18 protein-coding genes and 1 riboswitch are annotated in these 22,612 nt (G+C 74.7%); of the genes, 15 read left to right on the forward strand and 3 right to left on the reverse strand.

The genetic code is table 11. The features are described from left to right. Positions 1-230: 230 nt before the first annotated feature. Complete coding sequence (locus tag ACFYMM_RS03630) at positions 231-1,349, reverse strand: alpha/beta hydrolase (protein ID WP_388383432.1); 1,119 nt, start codon at positions 1,347-1,349, stop codon at positions 231-233. A 162-nt stretch (positions 1,350-1,511) separates the two neighbouring features. Next, on the reverse strand, positions 1,512-2,243 hold the full coding sequence (locus ACFYMM_RS03635; protein WP_388383434.1) for a class II aldolase/adducin family protein: 732 nt from the start codon (positions 2,241-2,243) through the stop codon (positions 1,512-1,514). Between the two features lie 314 nt (positions 2,244-2,557). On the opposite strand from ACFYMM_RS03635, the gene ACFYMM_RS03640 reads away from it, so the two are divergent. From ACFYMM_RS03640 to cobI, 9 genes are all read left to right on the forward strand, one after another. Next, positions 2,558-3,829, forward strand: coding sequence for an anion permease (locus ACFYMM_RS03640; protein ID WP_388383436.1), 1,272 nt, complete (start codon positions 2,558-2,560; stop codon positions 3,827-3,829). Positions 3,830-3,878: 49 nt separating this feature from the next. Further along, a complete protein-coding gene (locus ACFYMM_RS03645) occupies positions 3,879-4,106 on the forward strand; it encodes a hypothetical protein (protein WP_388383438.1) in 228 nt (75 codons plus the stop codon). A gap of 166 nt (positions 4,107-4,272) precedes the next feature. Then, positions 4,273-4,413, forward strand: a riboswitch (cobalamin riboswitch). A 100-nt stretch (positions 4,414-4,513) separates the two neighbouring features. Then, entirely contained in the window at positions 4,514-5,458 is a 945-nt protein-coding gene (locus ACFYMM_RS03650; RefSeq protein WP_388383440.1) for a cobalamin biosynthesis protein, read from the forward strand. Continuing rightward, entirely contained in the window at positions 5,455-6,963 is a 1,509-nt protein-coding gene (locus ACFYMM_RS03655; RefSeq protein WP_388383441.1) for a cobyric acid synthase, read from the forward strand. Before ACFYMM_RS03650 ends, ACFYMM_RS03655 begins: the two co-directional genes overlap by 4 nt. Beyond that, positions 6,960-10,616, forward strand: coding sequence for a cobaltochelatase subunit CobN (cobN, locus tag ACFYMM_RS03660; RefSeq protein ID WP_388383443.1), 3,657 nt, complete (start codon positions 6,960-6,962; stop codon positions 10,614-10,616). The genes ACFYMM_RS03655 and cobN overlap by 4 nt, the downstream gene beginning before the upstream one ends. Next, the gene (locus tag ACFYMM_RS03665; protein ID WP_388383444.1) at positions 10,613-12,625 is read left to right on the forward strand and encodes a putative cobaltochelatase; all 2,013 of its coding nucleotides are present in this window, start codon (positions 10,613-10,615) and stop codon (positions 12,623-12,625) included. The genes cobN and ACFYMM_RS03665 overlap by 4 nt, the downstream gene beginning before the upstream one ends. Further along, a complete protein-coding gene (cobO, locus tag ACFYMM_RS03670; RefSeq protein WP_388383447.1) occupies positions 12,625-13,224 on the forward strand; it encodes a cob(I)yrinic acid a,c-diamide adenosyltransferase in 600 nt (199 codons plus the stop codon). The genes ACFYMM_RS03665 and cobO overlap by 1 nt, the downstream gene beginning before the upstream one ends. After that, positions 13,218-14,603 carry a cobyrinate a,c-diamide synthase gene (locus ACFYMM_RS03675; RefSeq protein ID WP_388383449.1) on the forward strand — a complete coding sequence of 462 codons (1,386 nt, stop codon included), beginning with the start codon at positions 13,218-13,220 and terminating at the stop codon, positions 14,601-14,603. The genes cobO and ACFYMM_RS03675 overlap by 7 nt, the downstream gene beginning before the upstream one ends. Next, complete coding sequence (gene cobI / locus ACFYMM_RS03680; RefSeq protein ID WP_388383451.1) at positions 14,600-15,331, forward strand: precorrin-2 C(20)-methyltransferase; 732 nt, start codon at positions 14,600-14,602, stop codon at positions 15,329-15,331. The genes ACFYMM_RS03675 and cobI overlap by 4 nt, the downstream gene beginning before the upstream one ends. A 20-nt stretch (positions 15,332-15,351) precedes the next feature. On the opposite strand, the gene ACFYMM_RS03685 is transcribed toward cobI, so the two are convergent. Then, complete coding sequence (locus tag ACFYMM_RS03685) at positions 15,352-16,083, reverse strand: ZIP family metal transporter (protein WP_388383453.1); 732 nt, start codon at positions 16,081-16,083, stop codon at positions 15,352-15,354. 110 nt (positions 16,084-16,193) lie between these two features. Between ACFYMM_RS03685 and cobM the strand changes: the two genes are divergently transcribed. Genes cobM through cobC form a run of 6 tightly spaced genes read left to right on the forward strand, consistent with a single transcriptional unit; the run spans position 16,194 to position 22,523 of the window. Continuing rightward, positions 16,194-17,012: a precorrin-4 C(11)-methyltransferase gene (gene cobM / locus ACFYMM_RS03690; protein WP_388383455.1), complete on the forward strand. Its 819-nt coding sequence runs from the start codon at positions 16,194-16,196 to the stop codon at positions 17,010-17,012. Further along, positions 17,009-18,250, forward strand: a complete 1,242-nt coding sequence (gene cbiE, locus ACFYMM_RS03695) for a precorrin-6y C5,15-methyltransferase (decarboxylating) subunit CbiE (protein WP_388383457.1) — start codon at positions 17,009-17,011, stop codon at positions 18,248-18,250. Before cobM ends, cbiE begins: the two co-directional genes overlap by 4 nt. Continuing rightward, positions 18,247-19,938 (forward strand): precorrin-3B C(17)-methyltransferase, encoded by a 1,692-nt coding sequence (cobJ, locus tag ACFYMM_RS03700; protein ID WP_388383459.1) that lies wholly within the window; start codon positions 18,247-18,249, stop codon positions 19,936-19,938. Before cbiE ends, cobJ begins: the two co-directional genes overlap by 4 nt. A 5-nt stretch (positions 19,939-19,943) precedes the next feature. Then, on the forward strand, positions 19,944-20,534 hold the full coding sequence (locus ACFYMM_RS03705; protein WP_388384474.1) for a precorrin-8X methylmutase: 591 nt from the start codon (positions 19,944-19,946) through the stop codon (positions 20,532-20,534). Further along, the gene (locus ACFYMM_RS03710; RefSeq protein WP_388383461.1) at positions 20,531-21,460 is read left to right on the forward strand and encodes a sirohydrochlorin chelatase; all 930 of its coding nucleotides are present in this window, start codon (positions 20,531-20,533) and stop codon (positions 21,458-21,460) included. Before ACFYMM_RS03705 ends, ACFYMM_RS03710 begins: the two co-directional genes overlap by 4 nt. Next, entirely contained in the window at positions 21,450-22,523 is a 1,074-nt protein-coding gene (cobC, locus tag ACFYMM_RS03715) for an Rv2231c family pyridoxal phosphate-dependent protein CobC (RefSeq protein WP_388384476.1), read from the forward strand. The genes ACFYMM_RS03710 and cobC overlap by 11 nt, the downstream gene beginning before the upstream one ends. The last annotated feature ends 89 nt before the right edge of the window (positions 22,524-22,612 follow it).

Consider the following 22,612-nt stretch of genomic DNA (forward strand, 5'->3'; position numbering starts at 1 on the left):
ACGCCGGGCGACGGGGCTGGCCAAGGCACGGGCTCCGGCACGGCCGGAAGAGGCGCGTTCAAGCCAGTGGTACGGCCTTAAACGGAATGCGCGCATCCCCTGGAACCATCCGTTCCGCCCCACTCCGGACCACTGTCCCGCCGGACCACTCCCGCCGCTCCGGCCACTCGCGCCATTCGGGCCACTCGCGCCACTGCCGACCCCCGGCTCCCGCCTCCCGCCCGGGCCGGTCACATCAAGGGGGTCAGGAAACGGCGCAGGCGTTCCTCGTAGTCCTCGGGGTCCGGGTTCCACATGGCCGCGTGGGGCGCCTGGGACACCGTGTGCAGCGACACCCGGTCGGGGTGACGGGCGGCGAGGCCGCGGGAGAGGTGCCAGGGGGCGACCGTGTCGTCGGGGCCGTGGATGATCAGGGTCGGGGCGTCCGGGGCGGCCGGCCGGGCGACGCGGTCGGCGCGCAGGCCCGCTCGGCCCTGCGCGGCCCGGACCGCGAGCGGAAGCAGCGGCTCCGGGGTGTGCCGGGCCCGGGCCAGGGCGCGCAGCGTGGCCTCCCAGCTGAGCACCGGCGAGTCCAGGACCAGGCCGGCGATACGGTCGCGGACCGGGGAGTGCGCGGCGGCGCGCAGCGCCATGGCGGCGCCGGTGGACCAGCCGTACAGGACGACGCGGCGGGCGCCGTAGCGGACCGCGTAGCGGATCGCCGCGTCCAGGTCGCGCCACTCGGTCTCCCCCAGGTGGTTCAGCCCGTCCGGCGGGCGCGGGGCGCCGAGGTCGCCGCGGTAGGCGAGGTCGAGGACCGGCAGCCGGCGGCCGTGCAGGAACTTCATGACGTTCATCGGGTGCTCGCGGGTGGTGCCCAGACCGTGCACCGTGATCACCCAGGTGTCCCGCTGTCCGGGCACGAACCAGGCGGGGAGCGCGCCGAGTTCACCGGGCACGTCGACGTCCGCGTGGTCCAGGCCGAGGGCCGTGCCGGGGTTGCCGACGTGCACGTTCGGGGTGAGCCACACCTTGTCGCCGGCTTCCAGGGTGCCGTGGGTGACGCGCTCCAGGCGCCGTACGACGGTGTCGGCGGTGTGCTCGGCCGACTGCAGGACGGGACCGACCACGGCATGCGAGCCGTCACCGGCGAGACCGTAGGTGCCGGGCCGCAGCGAGGCCAGGTCACGGGTGAGGGTGAGCCGCCCCGCCGCCGCCCCGTGCACGGTGAGCCGGGGTTCGGTGGGCAGCGGCTGTCCGGGGTGCGCCTTGAGCGCGGCGGCGCTCGCCATCCGTCCGGCGGCCACGCCGACCGCACCGGCCGCCAGGACCGCGGTGACGGCGGCGGCCGCCGTTCTGACAGTGCGCACGGGACCAGTGTCCCGGCGGGTCCCGCCACCGGCCAGCGGGAGTGCGCCGACGAGGGAGCGGGCGGCGGGACGGGGAGCGGCGCGGCGGACTTCGCCTCGGTGGATCGAGGCACTCCGGTGGATCGAGGCACTCCGGTGGATCAGGGCGCTGGGGAACAAGGGTCACCTCCGTTGGCCGTACCCCTTGAGACGTTCCCCGGCTTCGGCGATCTGTGCATCGGTCAGCAGCGACGGCGTCAGTCCGGGCACCGAGGACGCCGTCAGCCACAGGCGGCACATCCACTCCAGCTGGGCGGTGCGGTCGTAGGCCTGGTCGAGGGTGGTGCCGTGGGTGATCGTGCCGTGGTTGCGCAGGAGGCAGCCGGTGCGGCCGGTGAGGGCGCTCAGCATGTTCCCGGCCAGCTCCTCGGTGCCGTAGGGCGCGTACGGGGCGACCCGGACGGTTCCGCCGAGCGCGGCGGACATGTAGTGGATCGACGGCAGCTCGCTCACCAGGGTGGAGACGGCCGTCGCGTGCACGGCGTGGGTGTGCACGACGGCGCGGGCCCCGGTGGCGCCGTACACGGCCAGGTGCATGGGCAGTTCGCTGGTCGGCACCAGCGTGCCGAGCACCTGCCGGCCGGCCAGGTCGACGCCGGTGACGTCGTCCGGGGTGAGCCGGTCGTAGGGCACGCCCGACGGTGTGACCAGCACGGTGTCGCCGACCCGTACGGACACGTTCCCCGAGGTTCCGACGACCAGCCCGTCGGTCACGGTCCGGCGGGCCGCCGCGACCAGCGCCTCCCAGGCCCGAGCCTCCTCCGCGCGCACCCCCCGTCTCCCCGGCTCCGGCGCCTTTCCCGCGCCCTCCCGGCCGTCCTCCGCGTCCCGCCGCTCCCACCGCTGTTCAGCCATGCCGCGATCCTGCCAGTCCGGATCGGCGCGTCCACGTCGCCTGCCGCGTCCATGCCACCTGCCGCGAGCCGTATACGGACCCGCGCCGAGTCGCGCACGGCGTGCCGGGTGACCAGAATCTCCTCGACGGCTCGTCCGCCGGCCCGAGGGTGTTCACCCGGGGTGAGCGACCAAGGGGCGTACGGGTCGTCGGACCGAAGCGGAATGACGACCCCTCCATGCCGACACCCCGACGCCCGCCCCAGTTCATCTTCCGTTCACCCTGGTTGCCTACGGTCAACCAGCCAATGACGCTCGAACGATTGCCTGGGTAAATGGAAAGCTTCTCGCTGATCCTCGCGATTGTGGTCGTAACCGCACTCGCGTTCGATTTCACGAACGGTTTCCACGACACAGCCAACGCGATGGCCACGACCATCTCGACCGGTGCCCTCAAGCCCAAGGTCGCCGTGGCCATGTCCGCCACGCTCAACCTTGTGGGCGCATTCCTCTCCGTCGAGGTCGCCAACACGATCTCCAAGGGTCTTGTCGACGAGAACGGCATCCGTCCCGAGGTCATCTTCGCCGCCCTGGTCGGCGCGATCCTCTGGAACCTCGTGACCTGGCTGGTGGGCCTGCCCTCCAGTTCCTCGCACGCCCTGATGGGCGGTCTGATCGGCGCCACCATCGCCTCCGCCGGCACCGGCGCGGTGCACGGCGACGTCCTGGTCACCAAGGTGCTGCTGCCGGCCGTCGCGGCTCCGGTCGTCGCGGGCGTCGCGGCGATGGTGGCCACCCGGTTCTCGTACGCGGTCCACCGGAACGCCGGGACCGGCGCGGCCACCGAGGACGACGCCACCCGCAAGGGCTTCCGCGTCGGCCAGATCGCCTCCGCCGGCCTGGTCTCCCTCGCGCACGGCACCAACGACGCGCAGAAGACGATGGGCATCATCACCCTCGCGCTGATCGCGGGCGGTGCCATCGCTCCCGGCTCCAACCCTCCCACCTGGGTCATCGTCTCCGCCGGCATGGCCATCGCGCTCGGCACCTGGCTCGGCGGCTGGCGCATCATCCGCACGATGGGCAAGGGCCTGACCGACCTCCGGCCGCAGCAGGGCTTCGCCGCCCAGACCAGCGCGGCCACGGCCATCCTGGCCTCCTCCCACCTCGGCTTCTCGCTCTCCACCACGCATGTCGTCTCCGGTTCCGTGATGGGCGCGGGCCTGGGCCGCAAGGGAGGCGTGGTCCGCTGGTCCACGGCCACCCGCATGGTCGTCGCCTGGGTGCTGACGCTCCCGGCCGCCGCCGTGGTCGGCGCGCTCGCCGAGAGCGTGACCGGCCTCGGCGACTGGGGCACCGCGCTCGTCGCCGTCTTCCTGGTCGCCTCCAGCGCCGCGATCTGGAAGATCTCCCGCCGCGAGGTGGTCGACGCGAGCAACGTCAACGAGCCCGAGGAGCCGGCCGGCGTGGTGACCACGGCGATCGCCGCCGTGACCCCGCCCCCCACCGGCACGGTGACCGAGGGTCTGACCGCCACCATCCCCGCCCCGGTCCCGACCGTCACCGACCCGGTCGCCCCGGCGGTCCCGCCGGCCGCCGCCGTCTGAGCCCGCCCACGAGCACCCGGTTAAACCCGGTCAACCAAGGAAGCAACCCATGAAGATCGACTGGGCGGCCATCGGCTCCGTCTTCGGCGTCAGCCTCGTGGCCACCGTGGGCCTGGTGGCCCTGTTCACCCTCGGCGTCGCCGGCCTGTCCCGCCGCGAACGCGCCGCCACCCGGGGCGACTCGGCCGCACTGGCCCTCACCGGCGCGTACGTCTGCTTCGCGGGATGCGCGGCGGCGGTGGCGTACGGCATCTACCTGATCACGGCGAAGGCCTGACCGCCCCAGCCTCGGCCTGAGCACCACTCAGCACCTCGGAGCCCCGCGCGGGCCCGGACTTCGGACCGGGACGCGCGGGGCTCCGGCATGGCCGGGGTCCGACTCCGGTGGGTCCACTGTGGGCCTCAGCACACTCCCGCGTCGCAGGTCAACAGCAAGTTGACGGCCGTTCCGGGGGCGTGGTGGACTGCCGGAGCCATGTACGGCGGCAAGGGAGGAAGCCGGTGCGAATCCGGCGCGGTCCCGCCACTGTCACCGGGGTAGGAAGCCCCGGGAGCCAGGAACTCCCACCGCCGGTCTCGTCGAACCAGGGCGCGGACACCCTGAGTGAGGACATATCGCCATGCTCGGCTGCCTGTTGAGGTCCAGCACCGCCTCGCTGTCCCGCCCCACGGCCGGCTGAGCCGATGGGTGCCGATCGCGGATACGCGTACGGCGCCGCCGCCGGCCTTCTCGGTGACCTGCTCCTCGGCGATCCCCGCCGCGGACATCCGGTCGCCGTGTTCGGGCGGGCCGCGGGGGCCGTGGAGCGGGTGCTGTGGCACGACCACCGCGGATGGGGGGCGCTGCACACCGCCGTCTGCGCCGGGAGCGCCGTCGCCCTCGGGGCCGTGGCGCAGCGCCTCGTCCATACCTCTCCCGCCGCGTCCGTCGTGCTGACCGGCGCCGCCACCTGGGCCGTCGTCGGCGGGACCTCGCTGGCCCGGGAGGCCCGGAGCATCGGGCGGGCTTTGGAGGCCGGGGACCTGGACCGGGCCCGGGACCGGCTGCCGCACCTGTGCGGGCGCGATCCGCAGACGCTGGACGCCGACGGTGTCGCCCGGGCCGTGGTGGAGTCCGTCGCCGAGAACACCTCCGACGCCGTCGTGGGCGCCCTGGTGTGGGGTGCCGTGGGCGGGATGCCGGGGCTGCTCGGGTTCCGGGCCGTGAACACCCTCGACGCCATGGTCGGGCACAAGTCCCCGCGCCACCGCCGCTTCGGCTGGGCCTCCGCCCGCCTCGACGACCTCGCCGGCTGGCCCGGGGCCCGCCTGACCGCCGTACTCGCCGCCGCGTCCGGACCCGACCCCCGGGGTGCGGTGCGCGCCTGGAGGGCCGACGCACACCGGCATCCGAGCCCCAACGCCGGCCCGGTGGAGGCCTCGTTCGCGGGAGCCCTCGGCGTGCGGCTGGGCGGGACCCTCTCCTACGGCGGCCGCGTCGAACACCGTCCCGTGCTCAACGGCGACCGGGGGCGGGCCGTCCGGGTCACCGACATCGAGCGGGCCGTACGGCTCTCCCGCCGGGTCGGCCTGCTCGCGCTCGGCGTCACCGTCGCCGCGCGCCTGATCGCGAAGGGACGTGACGCATGAGCGGCGGTCTGCTCGTCGCCGGCACCACCTCCGACGCCGGCAAGAGCGTCGTGACGGCCGGGATCTGCCGGTGGCTGGTACGACAGGGCGTCAAGGTGGCGCCCTTCAAGGCGCAGAACATGTCCCTGAACTCCTTCGTCACGCGCGAGGGCGCCGAGATCGGGCGCGCCCAGGCCATGCAGGCCCAGGCGTGCCGGGTCGAGCCGACCGCGCTGATGAACCCCGTGCTGCTCAAGCCCGGTGGCGAGCAGAGCAGTCAGGTCGTGCTGCTGGGCAGGCCCGTCGGTGAGCTGAGCGCCCGCGGGTACCACGGGGGGCGGCAGCAGCGGCTGCTCGGGACCGTGCTGGACTGCCTCGCCGAGTTGCGGGGCACGTATGACGCGGTGATCTGTGAGGGGGCGGGAAGCCCGGCGGAGATCAACCTCCGCCGGACCGACATCGTGAACATGGGGATCGCGCGCAATGCGCGGCTTCCCGTGCTCGTGGTCGGCGACATCGACCGGGGCGGTGTCTTCGCCTCCTTCTTCGGGACCGTCGCGCTGCTCTCCCCTGAGGACCAGCAACTCGTCGCCGGGTTCCTCGTCAACAAGTTCCGCGGCGACGTCTCGCTGCTCGAACCCGGCCTGGACATGCTGCGCGGGCTCACCGGGCGGCGGACGTACGGTGTCCTGCCCTTCCGGCACGGGCTCGGCATCGACGAGGAGGACGGGCTGCGTGTGTCCCTGCGCGGCACGGTCCGGGAGTCGGCCACCGCCGCGCCCGTCGGGCAGGACGTGCTGCGCGTCGCGGTCTGCGCGATCCCCCTGATGTCCAACTTCACCGACGTGGACGCGCTCGCCGCCGAACCCGGGGTGCTCGTACGGTTCGTGGACCGGCCCGAGGAACTGGCCGACGCCGACCTCGTCGTCGTCCCAGGCACGCGCGGGACCGTGCGGGCCCTGGAGTGGCTGCGGGAGCGGGGGCTGGCCCGGGCCCTCGTGCGGCGGGCCGCCGAGCACCGGCCCGTCCTCGGCATCTGCGGCGGCTTCCAGATCCTCGGCGAACGCATCGAGGACGAGGTGGAGTCGCGCGTCGGTGCGGTCGACGGGCTCGGGGTCCTGCCCGTGCGGGTGCGGTTCGCCCGCGAGAAGACCCTCACCCGCCCGGTGGGGGAAGCCCTCGGCGAACCCGTCGAGGGGTACGAGATCCACCACGGGATCGGGGACGTGAGAGGCGGGGAGCCGTTCCTGGACGGCTGCCGGGTCGACCAGACCTGGGGGACGCACTGGCACGGCTCGCTGGAGTCGGACGGCTTCCGACGGGCGTTCCTGCGCGAAGTGGCGGCCGCCGCGGGCCGCCGGTTCGTGCCCGCCGCCGACACCTCGTTCGCCGCGCTGCGCGAGGAGCAGCTCGACCGGCTCGGCGACCTGATCGAACAGCACGCGGACACGGACGCGCTCTGGCGGCTCATCGAGTCGGGCGCGCCACAAGGACTGCCCTTCATCCCACCGGGAGCGCCCGCATGAGCACAGTGTTGTTGTTGTCGACCGCCGACACCGATCTGCTGGCGGCGCGGGCCGCCTCCGGTGCCTCCTACCGGATCGGCAACCCGACCAGGATCGACGTGGCGCGGGAGCTGCCCGCTCTCCTGGACGGCGCCGACCTCGCCGTCGTACGGCTGCTCGGCGGCAGGCGCGCCTGGGAGGACGGGCTGGCCGCGCTGAAGGCGTCCGGCGTCCCGACCGTGCTGCTCGGCGGTGAGGCGGTGCCGGACGCGGAGCTGATGGCCGAGTCCTCGGTGCCGGCCGGTGTGGTGGCCGAGGCGCTGCGCTATCTGGTGGAGGGCGGTCCCGGCAACCTGGTGGAGCTGGCCCGCTTCCTGTCCGACACCGTGCTGCTGACCGGCGAGGGGTTCGTCGAGCCGCGGAAGATGCCGGAGTACGGGGTGCACGGGGAGCGTTCCCGGGTGGACGGCCGGCCGACCGTCGGGGTGCTCTTCTACCGGGCCCACGAGCTGAGCGGCAACACCGCCTTCGTGGACACGCTGTGCGACGCGATCGAGGCTCGCGGGGCCAACGCCCTTCCGGTGTACTGCGGTTCGCTGCGCGGCGCGGACGCCGGACTGTACGAGCTCCTCTCGCGGGCCGACGCCCTGGTCGCCACCGTTCTCGCCGCCGGCGGCACGCACGCCTCCGAGGCCTCGGCCGGCGGTGACGAGGAGGCCTGGGACATCGGGGCGCTCGCCGACCTCGACATCCCCGTGCTGCAGGGCCTCTGCCTCACCTCCTCGCACGCCGCCTGGGAGGCGTCGGACGCCGCCCTCTCCCCCATGGACGCGGCGATGCAGGTGGCGATCCCGGAGTTCGACGGGCGGCTGATCACCGTGCCGTTCAGCTTCAAGGAGCAGGGTCCCGACGACGTTCCCGTGTACGTCGCCGACCCGGAGCGGGCCGGGCGGGTCGCCGGGATCGCCGTACGGCACGCGCGGTTGAGGCACAAGCCGAACGCCGACAAGAAGCTGGCGCTCGTCTTCACCGCCTACCCGACCAAGCACTCACGCGTCGGCAACGCGGTCGGCCTGGACACGCCCGCGTCGGCGGTGCGGGTGCTGGACGCGCTGCGGGATGCCGGGTACGTCGTCGAGGGGCATCCGGACAACGGCGACGAGCTGATCCACCGGCTGATCAACGCCGGCGGTCATGACGTGGAGTGGCTCACCGAGGAGCAGCTGGCCGCCGCGCCCGCGCGGGTGCCGCTCGCCGACTACCGGGCGTGGTTCGACAAGTTGGACCCGGAGCTCAGGAACGGGATGCTGGAGGCGTGGGGCGAGCCGCCGGGGTCGCTGTACGTCGACGGGGACGACATCGTGCTCGCCTCCCTGCGGTTCGGGAACGTCGTGGTGATGATCCAGCCGCCGCGCGGTTTCGGCGAGAACCCGATCGCGATCTACCACGACCCGGACATGCCGCCGTCGCACCACTACATGGCCGCGTACCGGTGGCTGGAGAACAGTTTCGGCGCCGACGCGATCGTCCACATGGGCAAGCACGGCACGATGGAGTGGCTGCCCGGCAAGGGCCTCGGCCTGAGCGGCGGCTGCGCGCCGGACGCCGTCCTCGGGGACCTGCCGCTCGTCTACCCGTTCATCGTCAACGACCCCGGTGAGGGCACCCAGGCCAAGCGGCGCGGGCACGCCACGGTCGTCGACCACCTGGTCCCGCCGATGGCGCGCGCCGACACCTACGGCGACCTGGCGAAGCTGGAACAGCTCCTCGACGAGTACGCGCTGGTCTCCGACCTGGACCCGACGAAGGCACCGGCGGTTCGCGCGCAGATCTGGACCCTCGTCAAGGCGGCCGAACTGCACCACGACCTGCACGTGGACGAACAGCCCGACGACGAGGCCTTCGACGAGTTCGTCATGCACATCGACGGCTATCTGTGCGAGATCAAGGATGTGCAGATCAGGGACGGTCTGCACATCCTGGGCGGCGGGCCGGTGGGCGAGCCGCGCGTCAACCTCGTCCTCGCCGTGCTGCGCGCCTCGCAGGTGTGGGGCGGGCGGGCGAACGCCCTGCCGGGGCTGCGGGCCTCGCTGGCCGCGCACTTCGGGCTGGTGGAGAAGGAGCTGCTGGCCGAGCCGGGGGCGCCGGTGAAGGTGCCGGTGGAGCTGACGGAGCTGGTGGAGGGGCCGGCGCGGACGGCCGCCGACGCGGTCGACCTGCTGGAGCAGCTGTGCCGGCGGCTCGCGGAGGGGATGGAGTCCCGGGCGTGGGACGCGGGCGCGGTCCCGGCCCTCGTCGGCGACGTGCTCGGCACCGGGCTCCCGGACGCGGTGGCGGTACTGGAGTTCGCCTGCACCGAGGTCGTACCCCGGCTGGCGCGGACCACCGACGAGATCGGGCACATCCTGCGGGCCCTGAACGGCGGTTACGTCCCGGCGGGGCCCTCGGGTTCGCCGACCCGGGGTCTGGTCAACGTGCTGCCGACGGGCCGGAACTTCTACTCCGTCGACCCCAAGGCGATCCCGTCCCGGCTCAGCTGGGAGGTCGGGCAGTCGCTCGCGGACTCGCTGGTGCAGCGCTATCTGCAGGACACCGGCGAGTACCCGAAGTCCGTCGGCCTGACGGTGTGGGGTACGTCCGCGATGCGCACCCAGGGCGACGACATCGCCGAGATCCTGGCGCTGCTGGGCTGCCGGCCGGTGTGGGACGACGCGTCGCGCCGGGTGACCGGGTTCGAGGTGGTCGCGCTGGAGGAGCTGGGACGGCCGCGCATCGACGTGACGGTGCGCATCTCGGGGTTCTTCCGGGACGCGTTCCCGCATGTGGTGGGGCTGATCGACGACGCGGTACGGGCGGTGGCCGAGCTGGCGGAGCCGGCCGGGTCCAACTTCGTGCGCGCGCACGTGGACGAGGACACGGCGGCGCACGGCGACCGGCGGCGCGCCACGGCCCGCGTCTTCGGGTCGAAGCCGGGGGCCTACGGCGCCGGCCTGCTCCCGCTCATCGACGCGCGGAACTGGCGCAGCGACGCGGACCTCGCCGAGGTGTACGCCGTGTGGGGCGGTTACGCCTACGGGCGCGGTCTCGACGGGCGGGCCGCGCGCGGCGACATGGAGACGGCGTTCAAGCGGATCGCCGTCGCCGCGAAGAACGTCGACACCCGTGAGCACGATCTCGTGGACGCGGACGACTACTTCCAGTACCACGGCGGCATGGTCGCCATGGTGCGGCACCTGACGGGCGCCAACCCCGAGGCGTACGTGGGCGACAGCGCCGTACCGGACCAGGTGCGGACCCGCACCCTGGGCGAGGAGACCCACCGTGTCTTCCGCGCCCGGGTGGTCAACCCGCGCTGGATGGCGGCGATGCGCCGGCACGGCTACAAGGGCGCCTTCGAGATGGCGGCGACCGTGGACTACCTGTTCGGCTACGACGCCACGGCGGGCGTGGTCGACGACTGGATGTACGAGAAGCTCAGCGCCGAGTACGTCTTCGACGCGGAGAACCGGGACTTCATGAAGAAGTCCAACCCGTGGGCGCTGCGCGGCATCACCGAACGGCTGCTGGAGGCCGCCGACCGCGGGCTGTGGGCCGAGCCGGACGCCGAGACCCTGGAGCGGCTGCGGGCCACCTACCTGGAGCTGGAAGGCGACCTGGAGGGCGACGAGAAGTGAGTACCCCCTTTCCGTTCACGGCCGTCGTCGGCCAGGACGACCTGCGGCTCGCGCTGCTCCTGAACGCGGTGAGCCCCGCTGTCGGCGGAGTGCTCGTGCGTGGCGAGAAGGGCACCGCGAAGAGCACGGCGGTGCGCGCCCTCTCGGCGCTGCTGCCGCGGGTCGACGTCGTCTCCGGTTGCCGTTTCTCCTGTGACCCCGGCTCCCCCGACCCGGCGTGCCCGGACGGGCCGCACGGGCCGGGGGCGGTCGAGACGCGTGCGGCGCGGATGGTCGAGCTGCCCGTCGGTGCCTCCGAGGACCGGCTCGTCGGCGCGCTCGACATCGAGCGGGCGCTGGCGGAGGGCGTGAAGGCGTTCGAGCCCGGCCTGCTCGCCGACGCGCACCGCGGGATCCTCTACGTCGACGAGGTCAACCTGCTGCACGACCATCTCGTCGACCTGCTGCTGGACGCCGCCGCGATGGGCGCCTCCTACGTCGAGCGCGAGGGTGTCTCGGTGCGGCACGCCGCCCGTTTCCTGCTCGTCGGCACGATGAACCCGGAGGAGGGTGAGCTGCGGCCGCAGTTGCTCGACCGGTTCGGGCTGACCGTGGAGGTCGCCGCCTCCCGGGAGCCCGACCAGCGCGTGGAGGTCGTCAGGCGGCGGCTCGCCTACGACGACGACCCGGCCGGTTTCGCCGCCCGGTGGGCCGAGGAGGAGACCGCCGTACGCCGACGCGTCGTCGCGGCACGGGAGTTGCTGCCGTCGGTGCGGCTGGGCGACGGCGCGCTGCGGCAGATCGCGGCGACCTGCGCGGCCTTCGAGGTGGACGGGATGCGCGCCGACATCGTCATGGCCCGGACCGCCACCGCGCTGGCCGCCTGGGCGGGGCGCACCGACGTGCTCGCCGAGGACGTGCGGCAGGCGGCGCTGCTCGCGCTGCCGCACCGGCGGCGCCGCAATCCGTTCGACGCGCCCGGACTCGACGAGGACAAGCTCGACCGGACGCTGGAGGAGTTCTCCGGCGGCAGCGAGGACCAGGACGAGGGCGACGACGATCCCGGCCCCGACGGGCCCGGGGGCGGCGGGGGCGGCCGGCCCTCGCCGGAGGAGGGGCCGAGCGGCGGTGACGCGGGCGCCCGGCCGGAGGCCGGGGAGGACGGCGAGCCGCAGGCGTCCGGCGCCGGGGAGCAGTCGCCGGTACGGGCCTCGGAGCCGTTCCGGACCAAGATGCTGAGCGTGCCCGGGCTCGGGGAGGGCGCGGCCGGCCGGCGTTCGCGGGCCCGGACCGAGCACGGGCGGACCATCGGGGCCCGGCGGCCCCGGGGAGCGCTGACCAAGCTGCACCTGGCGGCGACCGTGCGGGCCGCGGCACCGCACCAGCGGGCGCGCGGCCGGTCCGGGCCGGGGCTGGTGGTGCGCCGGGACGATCTGCGGCAGGCGACGCGGGAGGGCCGGGAGGGCAACCTCGTGCTGTTCGTCGTGGACGCCTCCGGGTCGATGGCGGCGCGGCAGCGGATGGGCGCGGTGAAGGGCGCCGTGCTGTCGCTGCTGCTGGACGCCTACCAGCGGCGGGACAAGGTGGGGCTGGTGACGTTCCGGGGTGCGGCGGCCGAGGTCGCGCTGCCGCCGACCTCGTCCGTGGACGCGGCCGCCGCCCGGCTGGAGTCGCTGCCGACCGGCGGGCGGACCCCGCTCGCCGCCGGGCTGCTGAAGGCGCACGACGTGCTGCGGATCGAACGGCTGCGGGATCCGGCGCGTCGGGCGCTGGTCGTGGTGGTGACCGACGGGCGGGCCACCGGCGGCCCGGAGCCGGTCGCGCTCGCGGGGCGCGCGGCGCGGCTGTTCGCCGCCGACGGGACCGCGTCCGTGGTCGTGGACTGCGAGTCGGGGCCGGTGCGGCTCGGGCTCGCCGGGCAGCTCGCGGGTGAGCTCGGGGGTACGGCGGTGACGCTCGACGAGTTGCGGGCGGACTCGATCGCCGGGCTGGTCAGGGATGTGCAGGGGACGTCGAGGAGGGCCGCGTAATGCCGCAGGGACAGCCGAGTGTCGTACCGGAGGACGGGCTGACGACCCGGCAGCGGCGCAACCGGCCGCTGGTCGTCGTGCACACCGGGATCGGCAAGGGCAAGTCGACCGCCGCCTTCGGGCTGGCGTTGCGCGCCTGGAACCAGGGGTGGCCGATCGGGGTGTTCCAGTTCGTCAAGTCGGCGAAGTGGAAGGTCGGCGAGGAGAACGCGCTGCGCGTGCTCGGCGCCTCCGGTGAGGGCGGGACCGTCGACTGGCACAAGATGGGCGAGGGCTGGTCCTGGGTGCAGCGGGACGAGCAGCTGGACAACGAGGAGAAGGCGCGCGAGGGCTGGGAGCAGGTCAAGCGGGACCTGGCCGCCGAGACGTACCGGCTGTACGTGCTGGACGAGTTCGCCTACCCCATGCACTGGGGGTGGGTCGACACCGACGAGGTCGTGGAGGTCCTGCGGAACCGGCCCGGGACCCAGCATGTCGTGATCACCGGGCGGAACGCGCCCGAGAAGCTGGTCGGCTTCGCCGATCTGGTGACCGACATGTCCAAGGTGAAGCACCCGATGGACGTGGGCCAGAAGGGCCAGAGGGGCATCGAGTGGTGACATCCGTGCCCCGGCTGGTCATCGCCGCGCCCTCCTCGGGCAGCGGCAAGACCACCGTCGCCACGGGGCTGATGGCCGCGTTCGCCGCGCGGGGGCTCGCCGTCTCCCCGCACAAGGTCGGACCCGACTACATCGACCCCGGGTACCACGCGCTCGCCACCGGGCGTCGCGGGCGCAACCTCGACGCGTACCTGTGCGGGCCGGAGCTTGTCGCTCCGCTGTTCCTGCACGGGGCGCGGGGCTGTGACATCGCCGTGGTCGAGGGCGTGATGGGGTTGTACGACGGGGCCGCCGGCGAGGGTGAGCTGGCGTCCACCGCCCAGGTGGCGAAGCTGCTGCGGGCGCCGGTGGTGCTGGTCGTGGACGCGTCGTCGCAGTCCCGGTCGGTGGCCGCGCTGGTGCACGGGTTCGCGTCCTGGGATCCGCGGGTGCGGGTCGGGGGTGTGATCCTGAACAAGGTCGCCTCGGACCGGCACGAGGAGTTGCTGCGGGAGGCGCTGGACGCGGCCGGGGTGCCGGTGCTGGGGGTCCTGCGGCGGGCCCGGCAGGTGGCCACGCCGTCTCGGCATCTGGGGCTGGTGCCGGTCGCGGAGCGGGAGGCCGCCGCGGTCGACTCCGTCCGGGCGATGGCGGCGCAGGTGTCGCAGGGCTGCGACCTGGACGCGCTGGCGGCGCTGGCGCGGAGCGCGGGTGCGCTGCCGGACGCCCCCTGGGACGCGGCCGAGGCCCTCGCCGCGCCCGCACCCGGCCGGCCGGGTCCGGGCGCCGGGCAGCCGGTGCCCCGGGTCGCCGTCGCCGGCGGTGCCGCCTTCACCTTCTCCTACGCCGAGCACACGGAGCTGCTCACCGCCGCCGGTGCCGAGGTCGTCGCCTTCGATCCGCTGCGCGACGAGCGGCTGCCCGAAGGGACGGCCGGGCTGGTCGTCGGGGGCGGCTTCCCCGAGGTGTACGCCGGTGAGCTGTCCGCCAACGAGCCGCTGCGCAAGGCCGTCGCGGACCTCGCGCTGTCCGGCGCTCCCGTCGCCGCCGAGTGCGCCGGACTGCTGTACCTGTGCCGGGAGCTGGACGGGCGGCCGATGTGCGGGGTGCTGGACGCCACCGCGCGGATGACCGAGCGGCTCACCCTCGGCTACCGGGACGCCGTGGCCGTGGGCGACAGCGCGCTCGCCGCCGCCGGGACGCGGATGCGCGGCCACGAGTTCCACCGGACGGCCGTCGAGCCCGGGGCGGGGACGGCGCCGGCCTGGGGGGTGCGCGCGCCGGCCAGGCGCGTCGAGGGTTTCGTACAGCAGGGCGTGCACGCGAGTTATCTGCACACGCACTGGGCGTCCGTGCCCGGTGTGGCCCGTCGGTTCGTCGAGAGGTGCCGGACGTCATGAACAGCAGGCTGGTGGGGATCGGGGTGGGCCCCGGGGATCCGGAGCTGGTGACCGTCAAGGGCGTCAACGCGCTGCGGGCCGCCGAGGTGGTCGTCGTACCGGTGATGGACGGCGGCGAGCGCGGACGGGCCGAGGCCACCGTGCTGCACTACGTGCCCGGCGACAAGGTGGTGCGGGTCGTGTTCGCGCTGAACGAGCGCAGCGACCGGGCGCGGCGCGAGACCGCCTGGGACGCCGCCGGGGAGCGGGTCGCCGAACTGCTGCGGGAGCACGGCACGGTGGCCTTCGCCACCATCGGCGACCCCAACGTGTACTCGACCTTCACCTATCTCGCGCAGACGATCGCCGAGCTGGTGCCGGGCGTCGGCGTGGAGACGGTGCCGGGGATCACGGCGATGCAGGACCTCGCGGCGCGGTCGGGGGCGGTGCTCACCGAAGGGACCGAGCCGCTGACGCTGGTGCCGGTGACGGCCGGTTCGGCCGTGCTGAAGGAGGCGCTGGAGGGGCCCGGGACGGTCGTGGCGTACAAGTTCGGCCGACAGGCCGCCGAGGTGGCCGAGGCGCTGCGGGTGAGCGGGCGGCTGGCGGACGCCGTGTGGGGGTCGGCGCTGGGGCTGGCGGAGGAGTCCATCCGGCCGGCCGCCGATCTCGACGGCGGCCCGCTGCCGTACCTGTCCACGCTGATCGCGCCGGCCCGGCGCACGGGCGGGCGGGGCGGGAAGCTGTGAGTCCCGTCGCGCGCGTCCGGTCAGCCGGAGACGCCGACCACCAGCCAGATGAACGCGGCGCCCGCCACCGTGCACAGCAGGGTCGAGTGGGCGGGGTGTTCGTGGTGGGCCTCGGGGAGGATCTCGGCGGCGGCCAGGTAGAGCAGGACGCCGCCGAAGAGGCCGAGGTAGCCGCCGAGCAGTTGCGCCGGGATGGTGAAGAAAGCGGTCGACAGGGCGCCCAGGACGGGTGCGCAGGCGTCGGCGACGAGCATCGCCAGCGCCTTGCGGCGGGCGTTGCCGTACAGGCTGGTGATGGTGAAGGTGTTGAAGCCGTCCGCGAAGTCGTGGGCGATCACGGCCAGCGCGACGGCGGTGCCCATGCCGCCGCCCACCTGGAAGGCGGCGCCGATCGCCACGCCGTCCATGGCGCTGTGCCCGACCATGGCGCCGGCCGCCGTCAGGCCCACCTCGGGCGCCCGGTGGTTGTGTTCCCCGGCTGCGCCGTGCGCGGCCTGGCGGGCGGCCAGCAGGCGTTCCACCAGATGGGCCACGAGGAAGCCGGCCACGAACAGCAGCAGCGCGGCGGGGACGCCGAGCACCTCGCGGCCGGCCGTCCGCAGCGCCTCCGGCAGCAGGTCGAGGCCCACCACGCCGAGCATGAGGCCGCCGGCCAGGCCGAGGACCAGGTGGCGGCGGTCGGTCACGCGCTGTGCCGTCCAGCCGCCGGCCAGCGTCATCAGGAACGCGCCGAGCGCGACGAAGACCGCCATGTGTTCTTGCTATCCGATCAGCCCGCGCTCGCGCACGTCCGGCCCTAGCCGGCGTGCTCGTACGACTTGATTACCACGTGCGTACCACTTGTAGGAGAGGACAGATTCTCATGGCCGATGCCCCCACCGGCAAGGTGACCTTCGTCGGTGCCGGCCCCGGCGCCGCCGACCTGCTGACATTCCGGGCCGCGCGGGCCATCGCGGAGGCCGACGTGGTGATCTGGGCGGCCAGCCTGGTGCAGGCGGAGGTCCTCGAGCACGCGCGTGCGGACGCGGAGATCCTGGATTCGGCGGCCATGTCCCTGGAGGACGTCGTCGCCGTGTACGAGCGGGCCCGCGCCGAGGGCCTGCGGGTGGCGCGCATCCACTCCGGCGACCCGGCCCTGTGGGGCGGTACGCAGGAGCAGCTCGACCGGTGTGCCGGGCTCGGGATCGAGACGGAGATCGTGCCCGGGGTCTCGTCCTTCTCGGCCGTGGCCGCGCTCGCCCAGCGGGAGCTGACCATCCCCGAGGTCGCCCAGTCCGTGGTCCTCACCCGGCTCGGCGGCGGCAAGACGCCGATGCCGCCCGGCGAGGAGGTGCGCGAGTTCGCCCGGCACGGCACCACCATGGCGATCTTCCTGTCGGCGGCCCGCAGCGGGCAGCTGGTGCGGGAGCTGCTGGAGGGCGGCTACCCCACCGACACACCGGTCGTCGTCGCCTACCAGGTCACCTGGCCGGAGGAGCTTCTCGTGCGGTGCACGATCGGCACGCTGGAGGAGACGGTCAAGGAGCACCGGCTGTGGAAGCACACGCTGTTCCTGGTCGGGCCTGCCCTGGACGCCCACGGCACCCGCTCGCACCTGTACCACCCCGGTCACTTCCACGGCTTCCGCAAGGCCGACCCCGAGGCGCGCCGGGAGCTGCGCGAGCGGGGTGCGAGCACATGAGCCCGAAGATCGCCGTGCTCGGCACGGGCACGGGTGCGCCGGTCGCCGAGGAGGTGTTCGCCGGGGCCGCCCTGGTGGTCGGCGGGCGGCGGCACCTGGACGCCGTACGGCTGCCGGAGGGTGCGCGGCGGGTGGTGCTCGGGGCGCTGGGGCCGGCCCTGGACACCATCGGGGAGTACGTCGGCAAGGACCTGCCGGTGGTCGTGCTGGCCTCCGGTGACCCCGGGTTCTTCGGGGTCGTGCGGGTGCTGGCCGAGCGGTTCGGGGCGGAGCGGCTCGACGTGCGGCCGGGGGTGTCGTCGGTGGCCGCCGCGTTCGCGCGGCTGGGGCTGCCCTGGGACGACGCGGTCGTGGTCAGCGCGCACGGGCGGGATCCGCGGACGGCCGTCAACGTCTGCCTGGCCCATCCCAAGGTCGCCGTGCTGACCGGTCCGGGCGCGGGGCCCGCCGAGCTGGGGGCCGCGCTGCCCCCGGACCGGGTGCTGGTGGTGGCGAGCGCGCTCGGCGACCCGCAGCACGAGAGCGTACGGCGGGTGACGGCCGCCGAGGCGGCGGGCCGGGACTGGGGCACGGCGGTGAACGTGGTGCTGTGCCTGGACGGGACGCGGGCGCCGGGTGCCGTGCGCACGGTCGCGGGGGTGCCCGTGATGCCCGAGCGGTGGGCGCTGGAGGAGGACGAGTTCGCGCACCGGGACTCGATGATCACCAAGTTCGAGGTGCGGGCGCTGGCCCTGGCCCGGCTCGGGCCGCGCCTGGGCGACCTGGTGTGGGACGTCGGCGCGGGCTCGGGTTCGGTGGCGGTGGAGTGCGCGCGGCTCGGTGCCGCCGTCGTGGCCGTGGAGAAGGACCCGGACGGCGTCGAGCGGATCCGTGCGAACGCGGCCGCGCACGGGGTGGACGTGCGGGTGGTGTCCGGGTCGGCGCCGGGCGTGCTGGCCCGACTGCCCGATCCGGACGCCGTGTTCGTCGGCGGGGGCGGGCGCGAGCTGCCCGCGGTCGTCGCCGAGTGCGCGCGGCGGGCCCGGCGGGCCGTGGTGGTGGCCGTGGCCGCCCTGGACCGGGTGCCGGCGGCGCGCGAGGCGCTGGGTGCCGCCGGGTTCTCCTGCGACGGGGTGCTGTTGCAGTCGTCGCGGCTCGCGCCGCTGCCGGGGGACGTGACCCGGCTGGCGGCGACCAATCCCGTTTTCCTGCTGTGGGGGACCAGAACCCCCCTTTTCCGAGAAGGAGTTGCCCAGTGATCGGCCTCATTTCCGCCACCTCGGCGGGGGCTGCGGCGCGGGACCGGCTGGCCGTGGCGTGGCCGGACCGCACGCGGGTGTACGAGGGTCCCGTCGGTGAGGCCGTACGGGCCGCGTTCGCCGAGTGCGAGCAGCTCGTGTGCTTCCTGGCGACGGGGGCGGTGGTACGGCTGCTGGCGCCGCTGCTCGGCGACAAGGCGGCCGACCCGGGCGTGGTGTGCGTCGACGAGGGCGGCCGGTTCGCCGTGTCGCTGGTGGGCGGGCACGGCGGCGGGGCGAACGAACTCGCCGCCGGGGTCGGGCGGGTGCTGGGGGCGACGCCGGTGGTGACGACGGCGACCGACGCGGTCGGGCTGCCGGGCCTCGACACGCTCGGCCTGCCCGTGGAGGGGGCCGTCGCGGCCGTCTCGCGGGCTCTTCTGGACGGCGAGCCGGTCGCCCTGGAGACCGAGGTGTCCTGGCCGCTGCCCGCCCTGCCGGTGGCGGTGAGCGGCTCGTACACGGTCCGTCTGACGGACCGTCTCGTGGAGCCGGGCGAGCGCGAGGCCGTCCTGCGGCCCCCCACCCTCGTGATCGGCGTGGGCGCCTCCACCGGCGCGCCCGTCGAGGAGGTCCTCGGGCTGGTCACGACGACCCTGCGCGAGGCGGGCCTGTCGGGGAGGTCCGTCGCCGAACTCGCCACCGTCGACGCCAAGGCCGGGGAGCCCGGCATCGTCGGGGCGGCCGAACGCCTCGGCGTCCCGCTGGTGACGTACTCCGCCGGGGAACTCGCGGCCGTCGAGGTGCCCAACCCCTCCGAGGCGCCGCTCGCGGCGGTCGGCACCCCCTCCGTCGCGGAGGCGGCGGCGCTGGTGCGCGGCGGTGAACTCGTCGTGCCGAAGCGGAAGTCGCGGCGCGCGGACGCGGGGCCCGCCCGGGCGACCTGTGCCGTGGTACGGCGGCCGGGGCGCGGGCGGCTCGCGGTGGTCGGGCTCGGTCCGGGCGCCCGCGACCTGCTCACCCCCCGCGCCGAGGCCGAACTGCGGCGGGCCTCCGTGGTCGTCGGCCTCGACCAGTACGTCGACCAGATCCGCGATCTGCTGCGGCCGGGCACCCGGGTGCTGGAGTCGGGGCTCGGCGCCGAGGAGGAGCGGGCCCGGACGGCGGTCGCCGAGGCCCGCCGGGGGCACGCGGTCGCGCTGATCGGCAGCGGGGACGCGGGCGTGTACGCCATGGCCTCCCCCGCGCTCGCCGAGGCGTCCGACGACATCGACGTGGTCGGCGTGCCGGGTGTGACGGCGGCCCTGGCGGCCGGGGCGATCCTGGGCGCGCCGCTGGGCCACGACCACGTGTCCATCAGCCTGTCCGACCTGCACACCCCGTGGGAGGTCATCGAACGGCGGGTGCGGGCCGCCGCCGAGGCGGACCTCGTGGTCACCTTCTACAACCCCCGCTCCCGGGGCCGGGACTGGCAGCTGCCGAAGGCGCTCGCGATCCTCGCCGGGCACCGGGAGCCGACGACACCGGTCGGTGTCGTACGCAACGCCTCACGGCCGGACGAGTCCAGCCTGCTGACGACCCTGGCCGCCCTCGACCCGGCGACGGTCGACATGATGACGGTCGTCACCGTGGGCAACACCGCGACCTGTGACATCGCGGGGCGCATGGTGACCCCGCGCGGCTACCGCTGGCAGGAGGACTCCCGGTGAACCCCGTGGCCCGTGTGGTCCATCCCATCGAGCGGGAGTCCTACCGGCGGATGCGCGCCCGGCTGGACACCACGCACCTCCCGCCGCTGACCCGGGCGGTGGTGGAGCGGGTCGTCCACTCCGCCGCCGACCTCGGCTACGCCACCGATCTCGTCATGGACGAGGGCGATCTGGCGCGGGCGCACACCGCGCTGCACGCCGGTGCGCCGGTGGTCGTCGACGTCGCGATGGTCGGCGCCGGCATCACCCGGCGCGAGACCGTCTGCCGGCTCGGGGACGCCGAGGCCGGTCCGGGGCTGACCCGTTCGGCGCACGCGATCCGGCTGGCGTACGAACAGGTCGGACCCGGCGCCCTCTGGGTCATCGGCAACGCGCCGACCGCGCTGGAGGAGCTGCTGACCCTGGACGCCGCCCCGGCCCTGGTCATCGGACTGCCCGTCGGCTTCGTCGGCGCGGTCGAGTCCAAGGCGGCGCTGCGCGGGAGCGGGCTGCCCGCCGTGAGCAACGTGTCCGAGAAGGGCGGTTCGGCGGTCGCCGCCGCCGCGCTCAACGCCCTGCTGTACCACCCCGTTTCACCTTCCGAGGAGCAATCGTGACCACCCCGCCGCCCGCCCTGCTCATCGCCGGCCATGGCACCCGGGACGAGGCCGGAGCCGAGGCGTTCCGCGACTTCGTCCGGGAGCTGGGCCGCCGCCACCCCGAACTGCCGGTCGCCGGCGGCTTCATCGAGCTGTCCCCGCCGCCGCTGGGCGAGGCCGTCACCGAACTGGTGGAGCGCGGGGTACGCCGGTTCGCCGCCGTGCCCCTGATGCTGGTGGCCGCCGGGCACGCCAAGGGGGACATCCCGGCCGCGCTGGTCCGGGAGAAGGAGCGGCACCCGGGGATCTCGTACACCTACGGGCGTCCGCTGGGTCCGCATCCGGCGCTGCTGTCGGTGCTGGAGCGGCGGCTGGACGAGGCGCTGGGGGCCTCGGACCGTACCCCCGGGGACCGGTCGGACGTGACCGTGCTGCTGGTGGGGCGCGGCTCGACCGACCCGGACGCCAACGCCGAGGTGTACAAGGCGGCGCGGCTGCTGTGGGAGGGGCGCGGGTACGCGGGGGTGGAGACGGCGTTCGTGTCGCTGGCGGCGCCGGACGTGCCGAGCGGGCTCGACCGGTGCGCGCGGCTGGGGGCGCGGCGGATCGTCGTACTCCCCTACTTCCTGTTCACCGGCGTCCTGCCGGACCGGGTGCGGCAGCAGACCGAGGGCTGGGCGGCCGCGCATCCGGAGACCGAGGTGCGTTCGGCCGACGTCATCGGGCCCGAACCGGAGCTGCTGGACCTCGTGTGGGAGCGGTACGAGGAGGCCGTCGAGGGCGATCTGCGGATGAACTGCGACTCGTGTGTGTACCGCATCGCGCTGCCGGGGTTCGAGGACAAGGTGGGGCTGCCGCAGCAGCCGCACTTCCACCCGGACGACGAGGGACACCACCACGGGCCTGGGCACCACCACCACGGCGGGCATGCCCATGCGCACTGAGGGCGCTCATGACCTGCGCCACCACGGGGACGCGGAGGTGCGCGACGACGGGGCCGAGCTGGTGGACCTGGCCGTCAACGTCCGCGCGGACACCCCGCCGGGCTGGCTGCGGGAGGTGATCGCCGGGTCGCTGACGTCGCTGGCCGCCTATCCGGACGGCCGGGAGGCGCGGGCGGCGGTGGCGGCGCGGCACGGGGTCGCGGTGGAGCGGGTGCTGCTGACGGCCGGGGCGGCCGAGGCGTTCGTGCTGCTCGCCCGGGCCCTGAAGGTCCGCCGGCCGGTCGTGGTGCACCCGCAGTTCACGGAGCCGGAGGCGGCGCTGCGGGACGCGGGGCACACGGTGGACCGGGTGCTGCTGCGCGAGGAGGACGGCTTCCGGCTGGAGCCGGCGGCCGTGCCCGAGGACGCGGACCTGGTGGTGATCGGCAACCCGACGAACCCGACCTCGGTGCTGCACCCGGCCGCCGCCCTGGCCCGGCTCGCACGGCCGGGGCGGACGGTGGTGGTGGACGAGGCGTTCATGGACGCGGTGCCGGGTGAGCGGGAGGCGCTGGCCGGACGCACCGATGTGCCGGGGCTCGTGGTGCTGCGCAGCCTGACCAAGACCTGGGGGCTGGCCGGGCTGCGCATCGGCTATGTGCTGGCCGCGCCGGAGACGATCGCGGAGCTGGAGCGGGCGCAGCCGCTGTGGCCGGTGTCCACGCCCGCGCTGGCGGCGGCGCGGGCCTGTGTGGCGCCGCGCGCCCTGGCCGAGGCGGCGCACGCGGCCCATCGGATCGCCGTCGACCGGGCCCATCTGGTGGCGGGCCTGGCCGCCTGCGCGGGGCACGGGGTCCGGGTGGTCGAGCCTGCCGAGGGCCCGTTCGTGCTGGTACGCATGCCGGACGCGGCGGGGGTACGGCGACGGCTGCGCGCCCTGGGCTACGCGGTGCGGCGCGGGGACACGTTCCCGGGCCTGGACGAGAAGTGGGTACGGATCGCCGTGCGCGACCGGGCGACGGTGACCGGGTTCGTACGGGCCCTGAACACCGCCCTGGCCTCCCCCGCCCTCCCAGCCCGCTGAACCGGAACCGGCCCCCGAGGGCCGGCCGGCGCCGGGCTCGCTCTCGAGCGGAACCCGGGCCCGGAGCGCCCGGCGGCGCCACGGCCCGC

The sequence above is a fragment of the Streptomyces sp. NPDC006739 genome (assembly GCF_042869815.1).
Classification (GTDB): Bacteria; Actinomycetota; Actinomycetes; order Streptomycetales; family Streptomycetaceae; genus Streptomyces.